This window comes from Shinella sp. Sh6, from assembly GCF_055392685.1.
In genome coordinates, this window is the sequence record NZ_AP044005.1 from 235,246 (window position 1) to 256,222 (window position 20,977).

Here is a 20,977-nt window from a genome sequence, read left to right on the forward strand (position 1 = left end):
GGTCGTTGACGATTGCGCCGACTGACAGAACGGCATCCGCCAGACGGGCGGAAGGGGGCGACAGCCCCGTCCAGGCCCGCCGGCGCATGCATCACCCGGTCGCCTTCTATCTCGTCTGCCTCATCCTCGTCGTCGTTATTCCCGCCTTCCTCTTCTCCATCGTGGTGCTCAAGCGCACCAACGAAGCGCAGGAGCGCATCTTCGAATCGCTGCTGCGCACCTCCACGGGCGCCGTGAACCGGGCCGTCGAGCGCGAGATCTCCGGCATGTTCTCGACGCTCAACTTCCTGTCGACCTCCGAGAGCCTGCGCGAGCCCGACTATGCGGGCCTCTACCGGCAGGCGTCGAAGGCGCTGGAAGGCACGGACATCTATTTCCTCGTCATCGACGAGACGATGCGCCAGCTTCTCAACACGCGCGTTCCCTACGGCACGCCGCTGGGTGCGGCATCGGAGCCCTCTTCGGCAGGGCAGGCGCTGGCGCGCGGCGAGCGCATGGTCTCCGATCTCTTCTTCGGCAAGACCGCGCAGCAATGGGTGTTCAACGTCTACCTGCCGATGCGCCTTCACAACGGCCGCCATGTGCTGCTGACGCTGACGAAGAACGCCGAGGCGCTGCGGCGCGCGGTCAATCCCGATATATTGTCGCCGGGCTGGAACGCCGCGGTGCTGGACACGCAGGGCACCGTCATCGTCTCGACGGACGAGACGCAGAAGACGGGCAAGCCCATCTTCCTCAAGGTCGTTCCCTCGCTCCGCCTCGGCGTCAGCAAGATGCGGGAGGACGGCGTCAACTACCAGGTCGTCACCGAATTCTCCTCGCTCGCCGGCTGGCGCATGATCGCCTGGGCGAAGTCCGCCGACGTGCAGGCCCCGGCCGTCTCCTCCTTCCTGTGGCTGACGATCGGCGGGGCGGTCTTCGCCGCGCTTGCCGCGGTGAGCGCGTTCGGCATCGCGCGCGTCCTTTCCCGCGACGTGCGGCTGCTCGCCACCGATGCGCGCCGGCTCGGCCACGGCGAGCGGATCGCGATGCGCCGCTATGTCATTTCCGAGCTCGAGACCGTCTCGCGGGCGCTGTCCGAAGCGGCCGATGCGCGCGTCAAGTCGGAGAACGAGGTGCGCTTCCTGATGCGCGAGGTGGCGCACCGCTCCAAGAACCAGCTCACCGTCATCCAGGCCATGCTGAACCAGTCGGCGGCGGGCGCGGAAAATGCCCTCGACTTCGCCGAGACCTTCCGCAAGCGCGTCGCCGGCCTTGCGCGCTCGACCGATCTGATGATCGCCAACGCGACGCAGGGCGTGAACCTGATGGAACTGGCGAAGAACCAGTTGAAGCCCTTCACGCCGGACGACGCGGCGCGGGTGCGCATCAGCGGGCCCGCCGTGCTGCTCGACCCGCAGGCCTCCCAGACGCTCGGCATGGCGCTGCACGAACTGTCGACCAACGCCACCAAATACGGCGCGCTCGCCAACGAGACCGGCAACGTCTCGCTGACCTGGGCGACGTCCGGCGAGGACCTCAACCTTATCTGGCGGGAAAGCCGTGCGACGATCGACAAGGCGGCGATCGCCGAAAGCCGCAAGGGCTTCGGCAGCGTCGTGCTGGAACGCATGCTCGGCATGGCGCTCGATGCCAAGCTGGATTTTATCGTGCATGACGACGGCATCGAATGGCGGGTGACGATCCCGCTCGCCCGCCTGCGAGAGGACCACGCCCATGACGGGAACGGCGCCAAATGATGCCGCCGTTTCCTTCCGAAAAACCCCGAAGGTGCGTTCCATGACCCTTCTCCTCAAGGGTGCCGCCGCCGCGGCGATCCTCTGCGCCGCAGCGTTCCCGCCGTCGCCGCCGGCGAATGCCTCGTCGACGATCCGACCGGCACGCCGCTCAACGTGCGCTCGGCGCCCAACGGAACGATCGTGACGACGCTTGGCAACGGCACGCGGCTGGAGGTGATCGAGGAGAGGAAGATCGGCACGAAGCCCTGGCTTTTCGTGGCGCGGCAGGGCGAACGGCTCGGCTGGGTGTTCGGCGCCTATGTCGTCTGCCCGAAGGCGGGCGACGTGCGCGCGCTTGCGCCCGGCCAGCCGGCGGAGCAGCGCTAAACGGGCCTTTTCTTTCGGCGGCGAATGGTTTATAGGCACGCCAGCAATGCGGGCCCGCCCGCTTGCCTTCACGGCCATCGCTGGACGACATCCCGGCTTTTGGCGACTTTGGTTCCCATTCATGAAAGGACATCTCGATGTCGATCACTGCCGAGCGCAAGGCTGCGCTGATCAAGGAATACGCCACCAAGGAAGGCGACACCGGTTCGCCGGAAGTACAGGTCGCGATCCTGACCGAGCGCATCAACAACCTGACCGGCCACTTCAAGGACCACAAGAAGGACAACCACTCCCGTCGTGGTCTTCTGACGCTGGTTTCCAGCCGCCGCTCGCTTCTTGACTACCTCAAGAAGAAGGACGAATCCCGTTACACGAAGCTGATCGCTTCGCTGGGCATTCGCCGCTAAGACATTTCAGCGGGCGCTTCCTGACGGGGAGCGCCCGCTGCCTTTCCAGCAGGCCGGATGGGCCGGTCCTGCGGAACCAACCGATGGCCTGTCATGGGGCAGGATTGCAGGATGCTTCTTCGGGGCGATTCCGCCGGGAATCGCGACCGACCGGGGAAACGAAGCCTCCCGTTGTCTTGCCCATGATGCGTCACGAACGCGGATAGACCACCTGCGCCTTTTCCGGGCGGCGGTGCGCGTATCTGCAAAGAAGGACAAGACATGTTCGATACCCATACGGTCGAAATCGAGTGGGCGGGCCGTCCGCTCAAGCTGGAAACCGGCAAGATCGCCCGCCAGGCCGACGGCGCCGTGCTCGCCACCTACGGCGAGACGGTCGTTCTCGCCACCGTGGTTTCCGCCAAGGCGCCGAAGCCCGGCCAGGACTTCTTCCCGCTCACCGTCAACTACCAGGAAAAGACCTACGCCGCCGGCAAGATCCCGGGCGGCTACTTCAAGCGTGAAGGCCGTCCGTCGGAAAAGGAAACGCTGGTTTCCCGCCTGATCGACCGTCCGATCCGCCCGCTCTTCCCGGAAGGCTACAAGAACGACACGCAGGTCGTCGTCACGGTCGTCCAGCATGACCTCGAGAACGATCCCGACGTCCTGTCGATGGTTGCCGCCTCCGCCGCCCTGACAATTTCCGGCGTTCCCTTCATGGGCCCGGTCGGCGCCGCCCGCGTCGGCTACATCAACGGTGAATACGTCCTCAACCCGCATCTCGACGAGATGGACGAATCGAGCCTCGACCTCGTCGTCGCCGGCACGCAGGACGCCGTCCTGATGGTCGAGTCGGAAGCCAAGGAACTCGCCGAAGACGTCATGCTCGGCGCCGTCATGTTCGGCCACAAGGGCTTCCAGCCGGTGATCGACGCGATCATCAAGCTTGCGGAAGTCGCCGCCAAGGAACCGCGCGACTTCCAGCCGGAAGACTATTCCGAGCTCGAAACCGAAATGCTCGGCCTTGCCGAAGCCGAACTGCGCGACGCCTACAAGATCACCCAGAAGGCCGACCGCTACGCCGCCGTCGACGCCGTCAAGGCCAAGGTCAAGGCGCACTTCTTCCCCGAAGGTGTCGAGCCGAAGTACACCGCCGAAGTCATCGGCGCCGTCTTCAAGCACCTGCAGGCCAAGATCGTCCGCTGGAACATCCTCGACACCAAGAGCCGCATCGACGGCCGCGACCTGGAAACGGTCCGTCCGATCGTCTCGGAAGTCGGCATCCTGCCGCGCACGCACGGCTCGGCGCTCTTCACCCGCGGCGAGACGCAGGCGATCGTCGTCGCCACGCTCGGCACCGGCGAAGACGAGCAGTATGTCGACAGCCTGACCGGCATGTACAAGGAACGCTTCCTGCTGCACTACAACTTCCCGCCCTACTCGGTCGGTGAGACGGGCCGCATGGGCTCCCCGGGCCGCCGCGAGATCGGCCACGGCAAGCTCGCCTGGCGCGCCATCCGCCCGATGCTGCCGACGGCGGAACAGTTCCCCTACACGCTGCGCGTCGTCTCCGAGATCACCGAATCGAACGGTTCGTCCTCGATGGCAACGGTCTGCGGCACCTCGCTCGCCCTCATGGACGCCGGCGTTCCGCTGGCTAAGCCGGTTGCCGGCATCGCCATGGGCCTGATCCTCGAAGGCGACCGTTTCGCGGTTCTCTCCGACATCCTCGGCGACGAAGACCACCTCGGCGACATGGACTTCAAGGTCGCCGGCACGTCCGACGGCATCACCTCGCTGCAGATGGACATCAAGATCGCCGGCATCACCGAGGAGATCATGAAGGTCGCGCTCGGCCAGGCACAGGGCGGCCGCAAGCACATCCTCGGCGAAATGGCCAAGGCCATTTCCGAAGGCCGCAGCCAGCTCGGCGAATTCGCCCCGCGCATCGAGGTCATGACCATCCCGGTTGACAAGATCCGTGAAGTCATCGGTACGGGCGGCAAGGTCATCCGCGAGATCGTCGAGAAGACCGGCGCCAAGATCAACATCGAAGACGACGGCACGATCAAGATCGCATCGTCCTCCGGCAAGGAGATCGAGGCGGCCCGCAAGTGGATCCACTCCATCGTCGCGGAACCGGAAGTCGGCCAGATCTACGAAGGCACGGTCGTCAAGACCGCCGACTTCGGCGCCTTCGTCAACTTCTTCGGCCCGCGCGACGGCCTCGTGCACATCTCGCAGCTCGCCCAGGAGCGCGTCGCCAAGACGTCCGACGTCGTCAAGGAAGGCGACAAGGTCTGGGTCAAGCTGATGGGCTTCGACGAGCGCGGCAAGGTTCGCCTCTCCATGAAGGTCGTCGACCAGGCGACCGGCAAGGAAATCGCCGCCGACAAGAAGGGCGACGGCGAAGCTGCCGAGTAAGCCATCCCTTACGTATCGAAGGGGCGCGGAGCGGCACGTTCCGCGCCCCTTTCTTTTGAACACCGGAACCCTGTCATGACCCGCGACGCCCTGAAAACCCTGTTCCATCCCTTCGCCTCCGGCACGCTCGCCATGCCCGGCGAAGGCGAGCGCTATCTCTTCCTCGGCGCCGAGGCCGGCCAGCGCCCGCCGGAAGGGTTCGCCGCCTCGCTGGAGGCCGTGCAGCCGCTGCGCTCGCTCTATCGCGGGCTGGAGGCCGTGCGCGCGCCGGTCAAGCCACTCATCGAGGGCGAGGATTACGACGGCGCGCTCATCCTGATGACCAAGCACAAGGGCGAGAACGAGAACCGCATCGCAGAGGCGCTGCGCCGCGTGCGCACGGGCGGCCTCATCGTCGTCGCGGGCGGCAAGGAAGACGGCGTGCAGTCCATGCGCAAGCGCCTCGACCAGCTCGGGCTCTCGGGCGATTCCATGCCGAAATACCATGGCCTTGCCATCTGGTTCGCCCGTCCGGAAGACCCGTCCGAGGCGATCGCCAAGCTGGCCGCGAAGCCGGTGCGCATCGTCGGCCGCTTCACGGCCGCGCCGGGCATGTTCTCGCACGACCGGATCGACGAGGGCTCGGAACTGCTCGCCACCCGCATCCCGGAGGATTTCAGCGGCCACGCCGCCGATTTCGGCGCGGGCTGGGGCTATCTTTCCGTCATGCTCGGCGGCCGCGCGCCGAATGCCAAGGGCATCGACCTCTTCGAGGCGCATTACGAGGCGCTGGAGGCGGCCAGGGAGAACATGGCGGAGAACTGCCCGAACGTGCCGGCGCGTTACTACTGGTTCGACCTGACGGCCGAGACGCCGCGCGACCACTACGACCTCATCGTCATGAACCCGCCCTTCCACGAAGGGCATGCCGCCGATCACGCGCTCGGCGCCGGCATGATCCGCATGGCCGCGAAGTCGCTGAAGGCCGGCGGACGCCTGCTGATGGTCGCCAACCGGGGCCTGCCCTATGAGCCGGTTCTGGCGGAAGCCTTCAAGGAAAGCGGCGAAGTCTGCCGCAACGCCCGTTTCAAGGTGCTCTGGGGCCGGCGCTGATCGACGGCCGCCATCAAGCAAAAACGGCGCGAAGTTTTAAACTTCGCGCCGTTTTTTTTGTTATTCGCTGTCCGCGCTTCGAAGGTGCTCCAGCGTCGGCATGGAGGTGATGTTGTAGCCGGCGTCCACGTAGTGGATCTCGCCGGTGACGCCGCTCGAAAGGTCCGAGAGCAGGTAGAGCGCGGAATTGCCGACATCCTCGATGGTGACCGTGCGGCGCAGCGGCGCGTTCTTCTGTTGCCAGGAGAGCATGGCGCGGGCATCGGAAATGCCGGCGCCGGCCAGCGTGCGGATCGGGCCGGCCGAGATGGCGTTGACGCGGATGCCGCGCGGGCCGTAGTCGCCCGCGAGATAACGCACGGAGGCTTCAAGCGCGGCCTTGGCGACGCCCATGACGTTGTAGTTCGGCATTAGCCGGACGGAGCCGCCATAGGTCAGCGTCAGCATCGCCCCGCCGTCTTCCATGAGGTCGGCCGCCCGCTTGGCGATCTCCGTGAAGGAGAAGCAGGAGATGACCATCGTGCGGGAGAAGTTCTCGCGCGTGGTGTGGGCATAGAGGCCCTTCAGCTCGTTCTTGTCGGAAAAGCCGATGGCGTGCACGACGAAGTCGAGCTTGCCCCACTTCTCCTTGAGCGCGGCGACGGTCGCATCCACCGAGGCGATGTCCTCGACGTCGCAGGGCAGCACGAAGTCGGAGCCGAGCTCGGCCGCAAGCGGCTTCACGCGCTTGCCGAGCGCTTCGCCCTGGTAGGTGAAGGCGAGTTCCGCGCCGGCACCGGCGAGCTTCTGTGCGATACCCCAGGCGATGGAGTGGTTGTTCGCGACCCCCATGATCAGGCCGCGCTTGCCGTTCATGATCCCCGTCATGCGTGTCATCCGTTGTAGCGCTGGAAGACCAGCGTGGCGTTCGTGCCGCCGAAGCCGAAGGAATTGGAAAGAACCGTGTCGATCTTGGCGTTGTCGATGCGCTTGCGCACGATCGGAACGCCCTCGAATTCCGGATCGAGCTCGGTGATGTGCGCGCTCTCGCCGATGAAGCCGGCCTGCATCATCAGGAGGCCGTAGATCGATTCCTGCACGCCGGCAGCGCCCAGCGAATGGCCGGTCAGCGACTTGGTCGACTGGATGTGCGGGATCTTGTCGCCGAACACCTCGCGGATCGCGCCGATCTCCTTGGAGTCGCCGACGGGCGTGGAGGTGCCGTGCGTGTTGATGTAGTCGACCTCGCCCTTCACGGTGGAAAGCGCCTGGCGCATGCAGCGGATCGCGCCTTCGCCCGACGGAGCCACCATGTCGTAGCCGTCCGAGGTCGCGCCGTAGCCGGTGATCTCGGCATAGATCTTCGCGCCGCGGGCCTTGGCGTGCTCCAGTTCCTCGAGCACGAGGACGCCGGCGCCGCCGGCGATGACGAAGCCGTCGCGGCTGACGTCATAGGCGCGTGAAGCCGTCGCGGGCGTGTCGTTGTACTTGGACGACATGGCGCCCATGGCGTCGAAGAGGTTCGACATGGTCCAGTCGAGGTCCTCGTGGCCGCCGGCGAACATCATGTCCTGCTTGCCCCACTGGATCATCTCCGCGGCATTGCCGATGCAGTGCGCCGAGGTCGAGCAGGCGGACGAGATCGAATAGTTGACGCCGTGGATCTTGAACCAGGTGGCGAGCGTCGCCGAGGCCGTGGACGACATCGCCTTCGGCACGGCGAAGGGGCCGATGCGCTTGGGCGAATTGTTCTTGATGGTGATCTCGGCCGCCTCGATCAGCGTGCGGGTGGAGGGGCCGCCCGAGCCCATGATGATGCCGGTGCGCGGGTTGGCCGCGTAGTCGGCCTCTTCCAGGCCGGAATCGGCGATCGCCTGCTTCATGGCGACGTGGTTCCATGCCCCGCCCTGCGAGAGGAAGCGGGCCGCGCGGCGGTCGACGAGGTCGGTCGTATCGATATCCGGCGAGCCCCAGACCTGGCAGCGGAAGCCGTGGTCGGCGAAATCCTGGCTGAAACTGATGCCCGAGCGCGCGTCGCGCAGCGATGCCGTCACTTCGTCCGCGTTGTTCCCGATGGAGGATACGATCCCCAGACCCGTGACAACTACCCGTCTCATGATATTGACCTTTTTTAGAACGTCCGTTGCGAAGGCGGCTTGCCGCCGCCCTCGGGCTCAAGGCGGCCGTCGCCGCCTCAGGCTTCCTTGTCTTTCGACAGGCCGACGCGCAGGTCGGTCGCCTGGTAGATGGTCTCGCCATCGGCCTTTAGCCAGCCGTCGGCGGTGCCCAGCACGAGGCGGCCGCGCATGACGCGCTTGAAGTCGATGCCGTATTCGAGGAGCTTCGTCTCCGGGCGCACCATGCCCTTGAACTTCACCTCGCCGGTGGAAAGCGCCATGCCGCGGCCGGGTTCCCCCAGCCAGCCGAGAAAGAAGCCGGTGAGCTGCCACATGCCGTCGAGGCCGAGGCACCCCGGCATGATCGGGTTGCCCTGGAAATGGCAGGGAAAATACCAGTCGTCCGGCTTCACGTCGTATTCGGCGCGGATGTAGCCCTTGTCGAAGGCACCGCCCGTCTCGGAGATGTCGGTGATGCGGTGAACCATCAGCATCGGCGGCAGAGGAAGCTGCGCATTGCCGGGGCCGAACAGCTCGCCGCGGCCGCAGGCCAGAATTTCCTCGTAGTTGTAGCTGGATTGCCTGGTCATCGAATGTCTCATCCCCGGTCTTGAACACGCTTGGTCAGCGTTAGATTTAGAGGAGGCGAGGCACGATTTGAAGCACCCTGCTCCCTGTCTTTTTATCGCCGCGCCCCGTCCGGGCGAGACATGAATTGTGCAGTTCGCATACATGATGCTTGCGGCCACAGCCAGCGCAAAGTGGCCGGAAAGCCACCAAGGCCCCGGTTTTCCGCAGGTTGCACGCGGTTTGGCCCCTGCGATCCTATTGAATCCCGGCCGTGCTAAAGTTATATCGAAAGTTCAAGATTGTTGTTCAAGGCCACACGAGCGGATCCCTTGCCCATGACGCATGCATACGAGATGCCCATCGACGAGCGCCTGCGCCACTGCGGCCTGCGCCCGACGCGCCAGCGCGTCGCTCTCGCCGATCTGCTTTTCGCCAAGGGCGACCGGCATCTCACGGTCGAGGAATTGCACGAGGAAGCCGTCACCGCCGGCGTTCCGGTGTCGCTTGCAACCGTCTACAACACGCTGCACCAGTTCACCGAGGCCGGCCTCATCCGGGTGCTGGCCGTCGAGAGCGCGAAGACCTATTTCGACACCAACGTGTCGGACCATCACCATTTCTTCGTCGAGGGCGAGAACCACGTCCTCGACATTCCGGTGAGCAATATCGAGATCGGCAACCTGCCGGAGCCGCCGGAAGGCATGGAGATCGCGCATGTCGACGTGATCATCCGCCTGCGCCCGCGCAAGGCCTGATCCTTCCCCTCACATGACATCGTCCGGATGCCGCCCCGGCCGGGGCTTGTAGACCGGAAAGCGCCAGCCGAAGCGGAGAGCCCCGCCGCGCACGACGAAGGCCGTGCCGATGCCGATGGCCGAGGCCGCCCAGAGCGGCGCGCCCGCCGCCATCGCGGCCGTGAAGCCGGCGGCACCCGCAAGCGCGGCGGTGACGTAGACCTCCGGCCGCAGCAGCACGGAGGGCTCGTTGGCGAGAAGATCGCGCAGGATGCCGCCGAAGCTTGCCGTCAATACGCCGGTGGTGATCGCCACGGTCGGCGAGCCGGTTGCGGCGAGGCCCTTTGCCGCGCCCATCACGCAATAGGCCGAAAGCCCCATCGCATCGAGCCAGAGCAGCAGCCGGTAGCGCGATTCGATCCGGTGGGAGAGCACGAAGACGATGAGCGCCACCGCTACGCAGACGAGAAGATAAGTCGGGTTCACCACCCAGAAGACCGGGGTCGCGCCGAGGATGACGTCGCGGAACGTGCCGCCGCCGATGCCCGTCGCGGCGGCCAGGAACACGAAGCCGATGATGTCGAGCTGCTTGCGCGAGGCCGACAGCGCGCCGGTGGCGGCGAAGACCGCGACGCCGGTATAATCGAGCAGTTCCAGGATCGGCACGCATTCCCTCCTTGCAGGTCCTTTGCGGCCAAGCCTCGCGACAGCTTTGCCGCAGTAGAGTGCCCGCCGCAGAATCACCCGGCACCGGCTCGCATAATGACCGAATCGCCCGCCATGGAAAGGTTTGAGAGATGGCCATCCGCATGACAACCCTCGCGCTTCTCTCCGCCGCCTTCGCCGCAAGCGCCCTGCCGGTGCGCGCCGCCGAGATCGTGCCCGATGCTCTGGCCGCCGTGGAGGCGGAAGTCGCCGGCCGCTGCAAGAGCGCCATCTATGGCGCGGACTTCGCCGACAGCATCGATTTCAACAATGACGGCCTCGTCGACGCGATCTTCAATCTCGGCGCGGTCAATTGCGACGGCGTGCCGGGCGGCCTGTGCGGCAATGTCGGCTGCCCGCACGAATTCTACATCCGGGTGGCCGAGGGCGGCTATTTCCTCGCCGCGACCGCCGATCTCTACGGCTATACGATGAAGAAGCGCTTCGGCAACATGGTGCTGGAATTGAAGGCGAACGCGGCAAGCTGCGGGCGCAGCGACAGCGAATACTGCACGATGACGATCCGCGTGCGCAACGCCCGCTTCGAGACGATCTCGAAGAAGTAGGCGGCCTATTGCGGCAGGAAGGCGCTGGTGCGGCCCGCCATATAGTAGAAGGCAAGGCCGATCCACTCGCGCACCGCCGTCGTCAGGAGCTGGGTGTTGACCGACGGCTGCGTCAGGTCCAGCCCGAGGCTTGCCGTGCCGGTCGTGCGGTAATCCGTCGGCCAGGGCAGCACGTCGATGCCGAGCTTGCGGAAAAGGCCCACCGAGCGCGGCATGTGGAAGGCCGAGGTCACCAGCAGGCAGTTCCCCAGTCCGTTCTGCGCAAGAAGCGTCTTCGTGTTGCCGGCGTTCTCGTAGGTATCGCGCGAATCCGGATCGCGGATCAGCCGGCTCGCCGGCACGCCGAAGGCCGCGAAGAACCGGGTGCCGATCACCGCATCCCCTTCATAGGCGCCACTGAGCGAGCCGTCGCCGCCGGAAATCAGGATGCGCGCGGCGGGGAACTGCTGCGCCAGCCGCAGCGTCTCCACGAAGCGGTCTCCGGCCTGGTTCAGCTCGAAGCCGCCGCGGGCCGTCGTCACGTCCGGCTCGAAGGCCCCGCCGAGCGTGATGATGCAGGAAGGCCTGCCTTCCGGAAGCGTCGCGCGCGCGATCTGCGCCTCCAGCGTCTGCAGCAGCACGGCGCCCGTGGTGGTGAACAGCGTCACGAAGAGGAGGAGCGCGGCGGCAAGATGCGCCGCAAGACGCAGCCGGTTCCACTTGAGAAGGCCCGCCGCGAGGCCGGCAAGGACGAGCAGCAGGCAAAGCGAGAGCGGCTGGGCGAGAACCCAGAAGATCTTCGAAACGTAGAAGGTCACGCCATGCCCGTCCTGCTTGCCAACCCGTCATGCCCCGGCGGGCGCTGCCGCCGCGGCCTTGCCCCGTCGCAGATAGAGGATGCCGGCCGCAAGCGCAATGCCGGCGGCAAGGACGGCGATGGCGATGAGCGGGCGATAGGCGATCCAGGCGACGGCGATGACCGCCGGGCCGAGCAGCAGCGTGAGGATGAGCGCGATCGCCGTCGTGCCGAAGCGCACGATGGAGCCGACGAAGGGCACGACATCGGCGATCACGCCGAGGAACGACAGGATGAAGGCAAAGCCGACGAAGAGGCCGACGAGCCCGCCGACGCGCACGAGCCATGTGACGATCGTGTTCTCGCTCTGCGCCGCGTCGAACATGGCGTTCGCATCGGCGATGCCCGCTTCGCTGAGGAAGAGGTCGCGCCCGTTCGTCGTCCTGTAGGGCGCAAGCGCCGTGCCGCGCTGCGCGCCGACGAAGCTTGCCTCGGCAATGTCGGAGCGCTCGAAGCGGATGCGGATATCGCCGACCTGCGGGTTCTGCGGATCGAGGGAGAAGACGGCCTGGCCGCCGACGATGGCGACCGGCTTTCCGAGCGTCGCCGCCTCGCCGAGCCGGCCTGCGTCCGCGGCGGCGAGCGGCACGGGACGTTCCTCGCCGAGCCGCGCGACCGTCCGCCCGTCGACGCTGAAGGCGCCGATCGTCGCGGATGGAACGGCGAAGCTGGCATCTGCGACCGGCTTTTGCGGATTGTCGTGGCCCGGCTGGCGGAAGCTGTCCGAAGAGACCGCGTCACGCTTCCATTCCTTGTGGTAGGAATAGGTGGTGACGGTTTCCTCGCTGCCGCCGAGCTGCTTGCGCGTCTCCGATCTGGAGGTCTCGACCCACTGGTACATCTCGACGATGCGCTCGAGGCCGGCGGCGCCCTCCGCCGAAATGCCGAGCGCGTTGTCCTGCGGCACGCCGACCGGCTTCACGGGGCCGGAAATGTGCACGAGCTTGCCCTCGTTGGCCGGATCGACGCTGTCGTTCCCGACGGAAACGACGAGCCCCGCGCCCTCGACGAGCGCGCGATAGGTCTTCACGGAACGCCCCTCGTTCCAGAAGAGGAGGATGACGCAGGCGATGAGCAGGATGAAGCCGGCCAGGATCCTGACCAGCGCTCCCTTCAGCCTGGAAAACCAGGACGTGGTCGTCGTTTCCGTGAAGCTCATGATGTCCCCCCGACAAGGCTGGCGTCCCGGGTGAGACGCCCGGAAAGCCATGCTTATTCGCGGTCGCTGAACTGCGCAAGCGGGGAACATCTTGACGCCCCCCGCGTTCGGTCGCACGATCGATCAAAGGGAGTACGATCATGACAGACGACCGCGAAGACCGCATCCGCAAGCGTGCCTATGAACTCTGGCAGCAGGAGGGGGCGCCCGAGGGCAAGCCCGACGATCACTGGCTTCAGGCGGAGCGCGAGATCGACCTTGCCGGCGAGCACGAGATCGACAAGGGCGAGGGCGAGATCGGCCCCGACGACGAGCCGAACCTTGCGGCCCTGCGCGAGGCGGTCCGCGAACACAGCGACGTGTTCATGGTCAAGGCCGACCTGGAGGACGCCGACGAACGCGAGGCGACGCCCGGAATGCGCGAGCAGCCGTAAAGCCCGCCCGATTGCCCGAAAGGCTGCCGGACACTTTGGTGCCCACCGCTTTTTGGCCTGTACAAACGGCGCGGCGCCGATGACACTCCTCGCCGTGATTCGAGGGGATGTCATGAAATCATGTCTTGCGGTCGCGTTGGCGACGGTTCTTGCCGGCCTTCCTGTTTCTTGCGCGCTGGCCGGCGATCTTGTCGATGAGGTCCGCGTGGGCGTCGGCGGCAGCCTCAATGGCGATTCGTCCCATGACAAGGGCCTCGTCGGCTCCGCCGAGGTCTATCTGGCGCCCTTCCATTCCTCGCAGACCGGCCTTGCCAAGGCGCTTCTCGAGCCGCGCGTCCAGGTAGGCGTGTCCGGCGGCGCGGACGCGACGGACCAGGCCTATCTCGGCCTCAACTGGCATGTGCCGATCACCGAGGCCTTCTTTGCCGAGATCGGCGCCGGCGGCACGGTGCACAACGGCAACCTCGACAGCGGCACGGGCCCGCTTCTCGGCTGCCGCTTCCTCTTCCGCGAGCACGCCGCCCTCGGCGTGCGCGTCTCGGAAACGGTGAACGTCATGGCGACGATCGACCACTCCTCCAACGCCAACCTCTGCAACGGCCCCAACGACGGCATCACCCACGCAGGCCTCGCCGTCGGCGTGCGGTTCTAGACCCGCTCCGGCATTACCAGATTGATTTCAAGTCTGGCGCCGGTGGCCTCGGCATATCGGCGCAGGGTGGAGAGGGAAGGGGAAACGCCGCCGCCTTCCAGCCGGGCAATGGCCGATTGCGTCGTGCCGATGCGCTTTGCAAGCTCGGCCTGGGAGAGCTTCGCCTTCGTCCGGGCATGGACGAGGGTTTCGATAAGCCGGAATTCCGCGTCGGCCTTCTCGTATTCCTGCCGGAATTCCGGGTTGTCCATCAGCTTCTTCTTGAGGTCTGCAATTTTCGTCATGGCTTCACCTCTTTCATCCGCGCTCTCGCAATCTCAAGGGCGGCTTTCGGGGTCTTCTGCGACTTCTTCACGAAGACATGCAGGATGACCACGCGCCGTCCGGTGACGGTCACGTAAATGCCGCGTGCGATACCTTCGGAAGCCTTGGCGCGCAGTTCCCAAAGCTTGCCTTCCAGATGCTTGACGTGCGGCTCCCGCAATTGCTCCAGGCCAACGTTCTCGACCGCTTCCATGAGGCGGATAAGCCGGGCCTGAAGTCCGGGCGGCAACGCCTCGATTTCTGAATCGACAATTTCGAGGGTTTCAACCGTCCATCGCATGAAGGCTATATAGCAAATATGCGATAGTCATGCAATGGGTATGGCGGTATGAGGCGGAGCGCTGATTTGCGTCCTCGGGGTGCCCCGAAGTCCGAAAGCAAAATGCAGCAAAAGTCGCTGGCCGGTAACTTACTGTATTATCAGGAGAGATTTGGTGGAGCTAAGCGGGATCGAACCGCTGACCTCTTGCATGCCATGCAAGCGCTCTCCCAGCTGAGCTATAGCCCCATAAGGGTCCGGCAAGGCCGGTTTCCGGGAACCGAAGCGGCGTTGCCGTTCGGTGTGGCGGCTTATTACTTGCCGTCTTGGAAGATGGCAAGCCGAAAAATGAAATCCGGCCGATTTTTTTGAAACCGGCCGGATTATCAAGGTCTTAGGCTTCGTCTTCGTCGCCGGTGACGCCGATGAGGTCGCTCATGTCGTCGTTGTCGTCGTCTTCGTCCTGTTCCAGGAACGTATCGTCGTCGTCGCCGTCGATCTCCACATCGTCGTCGCCGAGGTCCGGCAGGTCGTCGCCGCCGGATGCGTCCTCGTCGGCATCCTCCAGCGAGACGAGCTCGACTTCCGTGTTCTCCGTATCGACTTCGTTGACGTCCTCGTCCTCATCCTTCTCGAGAACGGCCGCCGCGGAGGTCTCCTCGAAGAAGGAGAGCGGATAGGACTTGCCCGTATAGGGGGAAACGATCGGATCGCGGTTCAGGTCGTAGAACTTCTTGCCCGTTTCCGGGTCGATGCGTTTGGTTCCGAGTTCCGGTTTTGCCACTGTCAAAGCCTCTCAGGTGCCGTCTTCTTCCGGCGGGGCCGGGGGTTCCGGCGCGTTGAAGGGGAAATTGATTAGCCGGTCCCCTTAATCGTCTTGCGCAATCCTGTCAAAGCCTAACTTGAGGCGGCAACGGCAGGTCCCTTCGCGGCGATTGTTTTTCGCCGGGAGGATGACGGTTTAAATCGTTTGTGATAGCAAGCCGGCGATCTCCCCGGAGCGCCCGGCGGAGAGCTGCCATATAAGGAAGACGCCCATGTCGCACGGCGCAAGCAGCCGGCCCGCAACCGCCCGCAAATCCTCCGGCCTTTCCGGGACCGTCCGCATTCCCGGCGACAAGTCGATCTCCCATCGCTCCTTCATGTTCGGCGGCCTTGCGAGCGGTGAGACGCGGATTACGGGTCTGCTCGAGGGCGAGGACGTCATCAACACGGGCAAGGCCATGCAGGCCATGGGCGCGAAGATCCGCAAGGACGGCGACACCTGGATCATCGACGGCGTCGGCAACGGCGCGCTGCTTGCGCCCGAAGCCCCGCTCGACTTCGGCAATGCCGGCACCGGCTGCCGGCTCACCATGGGCCTCGTCGGCGTCTACGATTTCGATTCCACCTTCATCGGCGATGCCTCGCTGACCAAGCGCCCGATGGGCCGCGTGCTCAATCCTTTGCGTGAAATGGGCGTGCAGGTGACGTCCGCCGACGGCGACCGCCTGCCGGTGACGCTGCACGGGCCGAAGAGCCCGACGCCGATCACCTACCGCGTGCCGATGGCCTCCGCGCAGGTGAAGTCCGCCGTCCTCCTCGCCGGCCTCAACACGCCGGGCATCACGACGGTCATCGAGCCGGTGATGACGCGCGACCATACCGAAAAGATGCTGCAGGGCTTCGGCGCGAACCTGACGGTCGAGACGGATGCGGACGGCGTGCGCACGATCCGCCTCGAAGGCCGCGGCAAGCTCATCGGCCAGGTGATCGACGTGCCGGGCGATCCGTCCTCGACGGCCTTCCCGCTGGTCGCCGCGCTCCTCGTTCCGGGCTCGGACGTCACCATCCTCAACGTGCTGATGAACCCCACCCGTACCGGCCTTGTCCTGACGCTGCAGGAAATGGGCGCGGATATCGAGGTCATGAACCCGCGCCTTGCCGGCGGCGAGGACGTGGCGGATCTGCGCGTGCGCTCCTCGTCCCTCAAGGGCGTCACGGTGCCGGAAGACCGCGCACCGTCGATGATCGACGAGTATCCGGTTCTCGCCGTCGCCGCCGCCTTCGCGGAAGGCACGACGGTGATGAACGGCCTCGAGGAGCTGCGCGTCAAGGAAAGCGACCGCCTTGCGGCCGTCGCCACCGGCCTCAAGCTCAACGGCGTCGATTGCGAGGAGGGCGAAGCCTCGCTCGTCGTGCGCGGCCGCCCGGACGGCAAGGGCCTTGGCAATGCGTCGGGCGCGGCCGTGGCCACCCATCTCGACCACCGCATCGCCATGAGCTTCCTCGTCATGGGCCTCGTCTCGGAAAACCCGGTGACGGTGGACGACGCGACGATGATCGCGACCAGCTTCCCGGAATTCATGGACCTCATGGCCGGGCTCGGCGCGAAGATCGAACTGCATGAGGCAAGCGCCCGATGACCTTCACGATCGCCATCGACGGGCCCGCGGCTGCCGGCAAGGGCACGCTCTCGCGCCGCATCGCGGAAGTCTATGGCTTTCACCATCTCGATACGGGCCTGACCTACCGGGCGACGGCCAAGGCGCTTCTCGATCGCGGCCTGCCGCTCGACGACGAGGCGGTCGCCGCGGAAGTCGCCCGCAATCTCGATCTCGCCGGGCTCGACCGCGCGGTGCTGTCGGCCCACGGCATCGGCGAGGCGGCCTCGAAGATCGCGGTCATGCCCTCGGTGCGCCGGGCGCTGGTGGAGGCGCAGCGCGGCTTTGCCGCGCGCGAGCCGGGCACGGTGCTGGATGGGCGCGACATCGGCACGGTCGTCTGCCCGGATGCGCCGGTGAAGCTCTACGTCACGGCCTCGGCCGAGGTGCGCGCCAAGCGCCGCCACGACGAAATCATCGCCGGCGGCGGTATGGCCGATTTCGATACGATCCTCGACGATATCCGCCGCCGCGACGAGCGCGACATGGGCCGGGCGGACAGTCCGTTGAAGCCTGCGGACGATGCGCACTTGCTCGATACCTCGGAAATGAGTATAGAGGCGGCGTTTTCCGCGGCAAAGTCGTTCATCGACGCTGCCCTTAAACAATAGAACAAGGCCTGTCCCCGCGCCGGATTTGCTGCCCACGAGGCAGCGGACATCGCCTCGTTCATCACCAACGCTAACCCCCGGCGCCCGTGCCCGTAGGCACATCAGGAGTTTCAATGTCTCAAGCAAACCCCACGCGCGAAGATTTCGCAGCCCTTCTGCAGGAATCCTTCGCCGCTAACGATCTCGCCGAAGGCTATGTCGCCAAGGGCATCGTTACCGCGATCGAAAAGGACGTCGCCATCGTCGACGTCGGCCTCAAGGTTGAAGGTCGCGTTCCGCTGAAGGAATTCGGCGCCAAGTCCAAGGACGGCACGCTGAAGGTCGGCGACGAAGTCGAAGTCTATGTCGAGCGCATCGAAAACGCGCTTGGTGAAGCCGTTCTGTCGCGCGAAAAGGCTCGCCGCGAAGAAAGCTGGGCCAAGCTCGAAGTCAAGTTCGAAGCCGGCGAGCGCGTCGAAGGCGTCATCTTCAACCAGGTCAAGGGTGGCTTCACCGTCGATCTCGACGGCGCCGTCGCCTTCCTGCCGCGTTCGCAGGTCGACATCCGTCCGATCCGCGACGTCACGCCGCTCATGCACAACCCGCAGCCCTTCGAAATCCTCAAGATGGACAAGCGCCGCGGCAACATCGTCGTTTCGCGCCGCACGGTTCTCGAAGAATCGCGCGCCGAGCAGCGTTCTGAAATCGTCCAGAACCTCGAAGAAGGCCAGGTCGTCGACGGCGTCGTCAAGAACATCACCGATTACGGTGCGTTCGTCGACCTCGGCGGCATCGACGGCCTGCTGCACGTCACCGACATGGCCTGGCGCCGCGTCAACCACCCGTCGGAAATCCTGTCCATCGGCCAGCAGGTCAAGGTCCAGATCATCCGCATCAACCAGGAAACCCACCGTATCTCGCTCGGCATGAAGCAGCTCGAGTCGGATCCGTGGGATGGCATCGGCACGAAGTACCCGGTCGGCAAGAAGATCTCCGGCACCGTCACGAACATCACCGACTACGGTGCGTTCGTCGAGCTGGAACCGGGCATCGAAGGCCTGATCCACATCTCCGAAATGTCCTGGACGAAGAAGAACGTACACCCCGGCAAGATCCTGTCCACGAGCCAGGAAGTCGACGTCGTCGTTCTCGAAGTCGACCCGACGAAGCGCCGCATCTCGCTCGGTCTCAAGCAGACCCTCGAGAACCCGTGGCAGGCCTTCGCGCACAGCCACCCGGCCGGCACGGAAGTCGAAGGCGAAGTCAAGAACAAGACCGAGTTCGGCCTGTTCATCGGCCTCGAAGGCGACGTGGACGGCATGGTGCACCTCTCCGACCTCGACTGGAACCGTCCGGGCGAGCAGGTCATCGAGGAATACAACAAGGGCGACGTCGTCAAGGCTGTCGTTCTCGATGTGGACGTCGACAAGGAGCGCATCTCGCTCGGCATCAAGCAGCTCGGCCGCGACGCGGTCGGCGAAGCTGCAGCTTCGGGTGACCTGCGCAAGAACGCCGTCGTTTCGGCTGAAGTCATCGCGGTCAACGATGGCGGCATCGAAGTGAAGCTCGTCAACCACGAGGACATCACCGCGTTCATCCGTCGCGGCGACCTGTCGCGTGACCGTGACGAGCAGCGTCCGGAGCGTTTCTCGGTCGGCCAGACCGTCGACGCCCGCGTCCTGAACTTCTCGAAGAAGGATCGCAAGATCCAGCTTTCGATCAAGGCGCTGGAAATCGCCGAAGAGAAGGAAGCCGTCGCACAGTTCGGTTCGTCCGACTCGGGCGCTTCGCTCGGCGACATCCTCGGCGCGGCTCTGAAGAACCGCAACAACGCCGAGTAAGCCTTCGCTTATGAAATGAAGAAGCCCGCGGAGAGCGATCTCCGCGGGCTTTTTCTTTGGTGGTGTAAATCAGGTCCAGTAGTCGCCGAGCTTCTGGTAGAAGGCGAGGCCGGGCTCGATGACGCCGACCATCTCCGCCGTCTTCTCGCGCCGGCGCGCCATGTCGGCGCTTTCCGGTTCCGCCTCGGCGGCGGCCTCCTGATCCGTTTCCTCGCCGGAGGCTTCGCCGTTTTCTCCGGCGTTGCCGTCCTCGCCGTCCTCCTCATCCTCAGACGCCTTTGCCGCATCCTTCCACTCGAGGTCTTCTTCGGCCGGCAGGTAGGGTACGAAGGCGAGCGGAACGCCTTCGCGCAGCGCAGCGGCCGGAACCATGCGGTCGGGCAGGGCGTCGGACACGGCAACGGGCTGTGCGGCCTCGCGGGCCTGCGCGGCGGGCAGGGGCTCGTTCGTCTCGGCAGGCGCCTGTGCGACCGCCGGCTGCGCTTGGCCTGCTCTCGCCTTGCCCGCTTCGGGCGTGCCGTCCGGATCGGCGGCGCCTTCCGTCTGCTCGCGGACGATCGCGGCGATCTCCTGCTCGGTTGCCGCATCGAAGGGCCGCTCCAGCAGGGCGCGCAGGAAGGTCGCTTCCTCCGGCGAGAGGTTCTCGACGAGATGGGCGACCGCCTGCATCAGGAGGGCCGGCGGCAGGTCGCGCGTCACGGCCTGCATGACGCTGCGGGCCAGTGCCTGCCCGGTGCCATTGGCGGTGTCCGCCCGGCCGGGCATGCCCTCCCGTTTTACGGCGGGTGTTTCCAGTTCCTCGGCGCTGCCGTTGTGGCGAAGGGCGGCGGCCGAGGCCTCCACCGGCTGATCGTCGGTCGCGGCAGCGGGAAGCGGCATCCGGGCTTCGGCCCGCGCCGCTTCGGCAGGCAGCCGCGTTGCCGCGGCCGGCGTCTCGTGATCCGCCGTGACGGCATTCGCCTGGCCGGAAAGGGGGCGCGGCCTTGCGCCGCCGTCGGTATCGAAGAGGCGTTTCAGGGCGACCTGCAGGAGGCGTGCGTCGGTGACGACGGGGAGCGCCTGTGCCGGCTGCTGCTGGCCGTTGCGGCTGACGACGACGGCGATCTGCTGGGCGGTGAGGCCGAGCGGCTTCGCCTGGTTTGCGGCGCTGCCCGCGGGGCTTTCGCCGAGGCCGAGGCTTGCGGAAAGCAGCGTTGCGAGTTTCTGCGCTTCCGGCCCGTTGGGATTGCGCACGATCTCGACGAGGCTGCGCGTCGGCATCGCGGAAAGCACGGTGCCGACCAGCTTCTCGACGCCGGGGCGAAGGTCCGCCGGCAGCTTGGCGATGAGATCGGAGAGCTTCTGGCCGGCTTCGCCCTCGCGCCCCGGCATTGTCTTCAGCATCGCCAGCAGCGTCTCGACGAGGTCACGGCCGGGATTGGCCTCGGCCATGGGCGGCATATGCTTGAGCATGGTTTCGAGGAGGCGAAGCAGCACTTCGGCGCGAAGGTTGGCAAGCGCGGCGGCGGTGGGCTGCGCCCGGGCGGCGGCATCGACCGCCGTGCCCGCCGCAAGGGCGGGGGAGGGCTCCGATACCCCGGTCGTTGGTGCCACGCGTGGCAGCATGACTGCCTCCTGTTCGTCCCGGCCGATGCCCGTGTCGCAAGGCCTGCCAATGTTCCATCGTCTGTCGGATGGCGCATCATGCGCGACGCTGCGAGGTCATGAGCTTTCGGCCCGGCTTACCGGGCGATCATGCGGGCGGCGGCGGAAAGACCGGCGAACACTGGACCGCGACCCATG

The 20,977-nt window shown here is 65.7% G+C and carries 22 protein-coding genes and 1 tRNA gene; 12 read left to right on the top strand and 11 right to left on the bottom strand.

From position 1 onward, the window contains the following. Positions 1-86 precede the first annotated feature (86 nt). The 5 genes from ACZ5TO_RS01105 to ACZ5TO_RS01125 all read left to right on the top strand — a co-directional run bounded on the left by ACZ5TO_RS01105 (position 87) and on the right by ACZ5TO_RS01125 (position 6,007). Positions 87-1,739 (top strand): sensor histidine kinase, encoded by a 1,653-nt coding sequence (locus ACZ5TO_RS01105; RefSeq protein ID WP_464799246.1) that lies wholly within the window; start codon positions 87-89, stop codon positions 1,737-1,739. 180 nt (positions 1,740-1,919) lie between these two features. Continuing rightward, positions 1,920-2,105: an SH3 domain-containing protein gene (locus tag ACZ5TO_RS01110; RefSeq protein ID WP_464799247.1), complete on the top strand. Its 186-nt coding sequence runs from the start codon at positions 1,920-1,922 to the stop codon at positions 2,103-2,105. A gap of 137 nt (positions 2,106-2,242) precedes the next feature. Beyond that, positions 2,243-2,512 carry a 30S ribosomal protein S15 gene (rpsO, locus tag ACZ5TO_RS01115; protein WP_184145223.1) on the top strand — a complete coding sequence of 90 codons (270 nt, stop codon included), beginning with the start codon at positions 2,243-2,245 and terminating at the stop codon, positions 2,510-2,512. Positions 2,513-2,773: 261 nt separating this feature from the next. Then, positions 2,774-4,915, top strand: coding sequence for a polyribonucleotide nucleotidyltransferase (pnp, locus tag ACZ5TO_RS01120; protein WP_464799248.1), 2,142 nt, complete (start codon positions 2,774-2,776; stop codon positions 4,913-4,915). A gap of 75 nt (positions 4,916-4,990) precedes the next feature. Further along, a complete protein-coding gene (locus tag ACZ5TO_RS01125; protein WP_464799249.1) occupies positions 4,991-6,007 on the top strand; it encodes a class I SAM-dependent methyltransferase in 1,017 nt (338 codons plus the stop codon). Positions 6,008-6,067: 60 nt separating this feature from the next. On the opposite strand, the gene fabI is transcribed toward ACZ5TO_RS01125, so the two are convergent. The 3 genes from fabI to fabA form a co-directional block, all read right to left on the bottom strand. Then, positions 6,068-6,874: an enoyl-ACP reductase FabI gene (gene fabI, locus ACZ5TO_RS01130; protein WP_464799250.1), complete on the bottom strand. Its 807-nt coding sequence runs from the start codon at positions 6,872-6,874 to the stop codon at positions 6,068-6,070. A gap of 5 nt (positions 6,875-6,879) precedes the next feature. After that, the gene (gene fabB, locus ACZ5TO_RS01135) at positions 6,880-8,103 is read right to left on the bottom strand and encodes a beta-ketoacyl-ACP synthase I (protein WP_184145219.1); all 1,224 of its coding nucleotides are present in this window, start codon (positions 8,101-8,103) and stop codon (positions 6,880-6,882) included. Between the two features lie 77 nt (positions 8,104-8,180). Further along, positions 8,181-8,693, bottom strand: coding sequence for a 3-hydroxyacyl-[acyl-carrier-protein] dehydratase FabA (gene fabA, locus ACZ5TO_RS01140; protein ID WP_184145218.1), 513 nt, complete (start codon positions 8,691-8,693; stop codon positions 8,181-8,183). A gap of 315 nt (positions 8,694-9,008) precedes the next feature. Between fabA and irrA the strand changes: the two genes are divergently transcribed. Beyond that, positions 9,009-9,428, top strand: a complete 420-nt coding sequence (gene irrA, locus ACZ5TO_RS01145; RefSeq protein ID WP_184145217.1) for an iron response transcriptional regulator IrrA — start codon at positions 9,009-9,011, stop codon at positions 9,426-9,428. A gap of 9 nt (positions 9,429-9,437) precedes the next feature. Here the strand turns inward: irrA and ACZ5TO_RS01150 are convergent, their stop codons facing one another. Further along, positions 9,438-10,073, bottom strand: a complete 636-nt coding sequence (locus ACZ5TO_RS01150) for a TRIC cation channel family protein (RefSeq protein WP_184145216.1) — start codon at positions 10,071-10,073, stop codon at positions 9,438-9,440. A 143-nt stretch (positions 10,074-10,216) separates the two neighbouring features. On the opposite strand from ACZ5TO_RS01150, the gene ACZ5TO_RS01155 reads away from it, so the two are divergent. Beyond that, entirely contained in the window at positions 10,217-10,678 is a 462-nt protein-coding gene (locus ACZ5TO_RS01155; RefSeq protein ID WP_464799251.1) for a hypothetical protein, read from the top strand. Positions 10,679-10,683: 5 nt separating this feature from the next. Here ACZ5TO_RS01155 and ACZ5TO_RS01160 read toward each other — a convergent pair whose 3' ends face one another. Together ACZ5TO_RS01160 and ACZ5TO_RS01165 are read right to left on the bottom strand one after the other, a co-directional pair. Continuing rightward, entirely contained in the window at positions 10,684-11,475 is a 792-nt protein-coding gene (locus ACZ5TO_RS01160) for a YdcF family protein (RefSeq protein WP_464799252.1), read from the bottom strand. Positions 11,476-11,502: 27 nt separating this feature from the next. Further along, complete coding sequence (locus ACZ5TO_RS01165) at positions 11,503-12,672, bottom strand: TMEM43 family protein (RefSeq protein WP_464799253.1); 1,170 nt, start codon at positions 12,670-12,672, stop codon at positions 11,503-11,505. Positions 12,673-12,794: 122 nt separating this feature from the next. On the opposite strand from ACZ5TO_RS01165, the gene ACZ5TO_RS01170 reads away from it, so the two are divergent. Both ACZ5TO_RS01170 and ACZ5TO_RS01175 read left to right on the top strand, forming a co-directional pair. Further along, positions 12,795-13,106, top strand: coding sequence for a DUF2934 domain-containing protein (locus tag ACZ5TO_RS01170; RefSeq protein ID WP_464800316.1), 312 nt, complete (start codon positions 12,795-12,797; stop codon positions 13,104-13,106). A gap of 112 nt (positions 13,107-13,218) precedes the next feature. Further along, on the top strand, positions 13,219-13,758 hold the full coding sequence (locus ACZ5TO_RS01175; protein ID WP_464799254.1) for an acyloxyacyl hydrolase: 540 nt from the start codon (positions 13,219-13,221) through the stop codon (positions 13,756-13,758). Here the strand turns inward: ACZ5TO_RS01175 and ACZ5TO_RS01180 are convergent. From ACZ5TO_RS01180 to ACZ5TO_RS01195, 4 genes are all read right to left on the bottom strand, one after another. Beyond that, entirely contained in the window at positions 13,755-14,042 is a 288-nt protein-coding gene (locus ACZ5TO_RS01180; protein WP_464799255.1) for a helix-turn-helix domain-containing protein, read from the bottom strand. The two genes, ACZ5TO_RS01175 and ACZ5TO_RS01180, sit on opposite strands and share 4 nt — an antisense overlap. Beyond that, positions 14,039-14,362, bottom strand: coding sequence for a type II toxin-antitoxin system RelE/ParE family toxin (locus ACZ5TO_RS01185; RefSeq protein ID WP_464799256.1), 324 nt, complete (start codon positions 14,360-14,362; stop codon positions 14,039-14,041). The genes ACZ5TO_RS01180 and ACZ5TO_RS01185 overlap by 4 nt, the downstream gene beginning before the upstream one ends. Positions 14,363-14,514: 152 nt before the next feature. Next, a tRNA-Ala gene (locus ACZ5TO_RS01190) sits at positions 14,515-14,590 on the bottom strand. A 145-nt stretch (positions 14,591-14,735) separates the two neighbouring features. Next, a complete protein-coding gene (locus ACZ5TO_RS01195) occupies positions 14,736-15,125 on the bottom strand; it encodes a TIGR02300 family protein (protein WP_184145209.1) in 390 nt (129 codons plus the stop codon). Positions 15,126-15,378: 253 nt separating this feature from the next. On the opposite strand from ACZ5TO_RS01195, the gene aroA reads away from it, so the two are divergent. The 3 genes from aroA to rpsA all read left to right on the top strand — a co-directional run bounded on the left by aroA (position 15,379) and on the right by rpsA (position 19,195). Further along, a complete protein-coding gene (gene aroA, locus ACZ5TO_RS01200; RefSeq protein ID WP_464799257.1) occupies positions 15,379-16,746 on the top strand; it encodes a 3-phosphoshikimate 1-carboxyvinyltransferase in 1,368 nt (455 codons plus the stop codon). Beyond that, a complete protein-coding gene (cmk, locus tag ACZ5TO_RS01205) occupies positions 16,743-17,375 on the top strand; it encodes a (d)CMP kinase (RefSeq protein WP_464799258.1) in 633 nt (210 codons plus the stop codon). The genes aroA and cmk overlap by 4 nt, the downstream gene beginning before the upstream one ends. Before the next feature lie 113 nt (positions 17,376-17,488). After that, positions 17,489-19,195, top strand: a complete 1,707-nt coding sequence (gene rpsA, locus ACZ5TO_RS01210; protein ID WP_184145206.1) for a 30S ribosomal protein S1 — start codon at positions 17,489-17,491, stop codon at positions 19,193-19,195. Positions 19,196-19,264: 69 nt separating this feature from the next. On the opposite strand, the gene ACZ5TO_RS01215 is transcribed toward rpsA, so the two are convergent. Beyond that, positions 19,265-20,800 (bottom strand): hypothetical protein, encoded by a 1,536-nt coding sequence (locus tag ACZ5TO_RS01215; RefSeq protein WP_464799259.1) that lies wholly within the window; start codon positions 20,798-20,800, stop codon positions 19,265-19,267. Between the last annotated feature and the right edge of the window lie 177 nt (positions 20,801-20,977).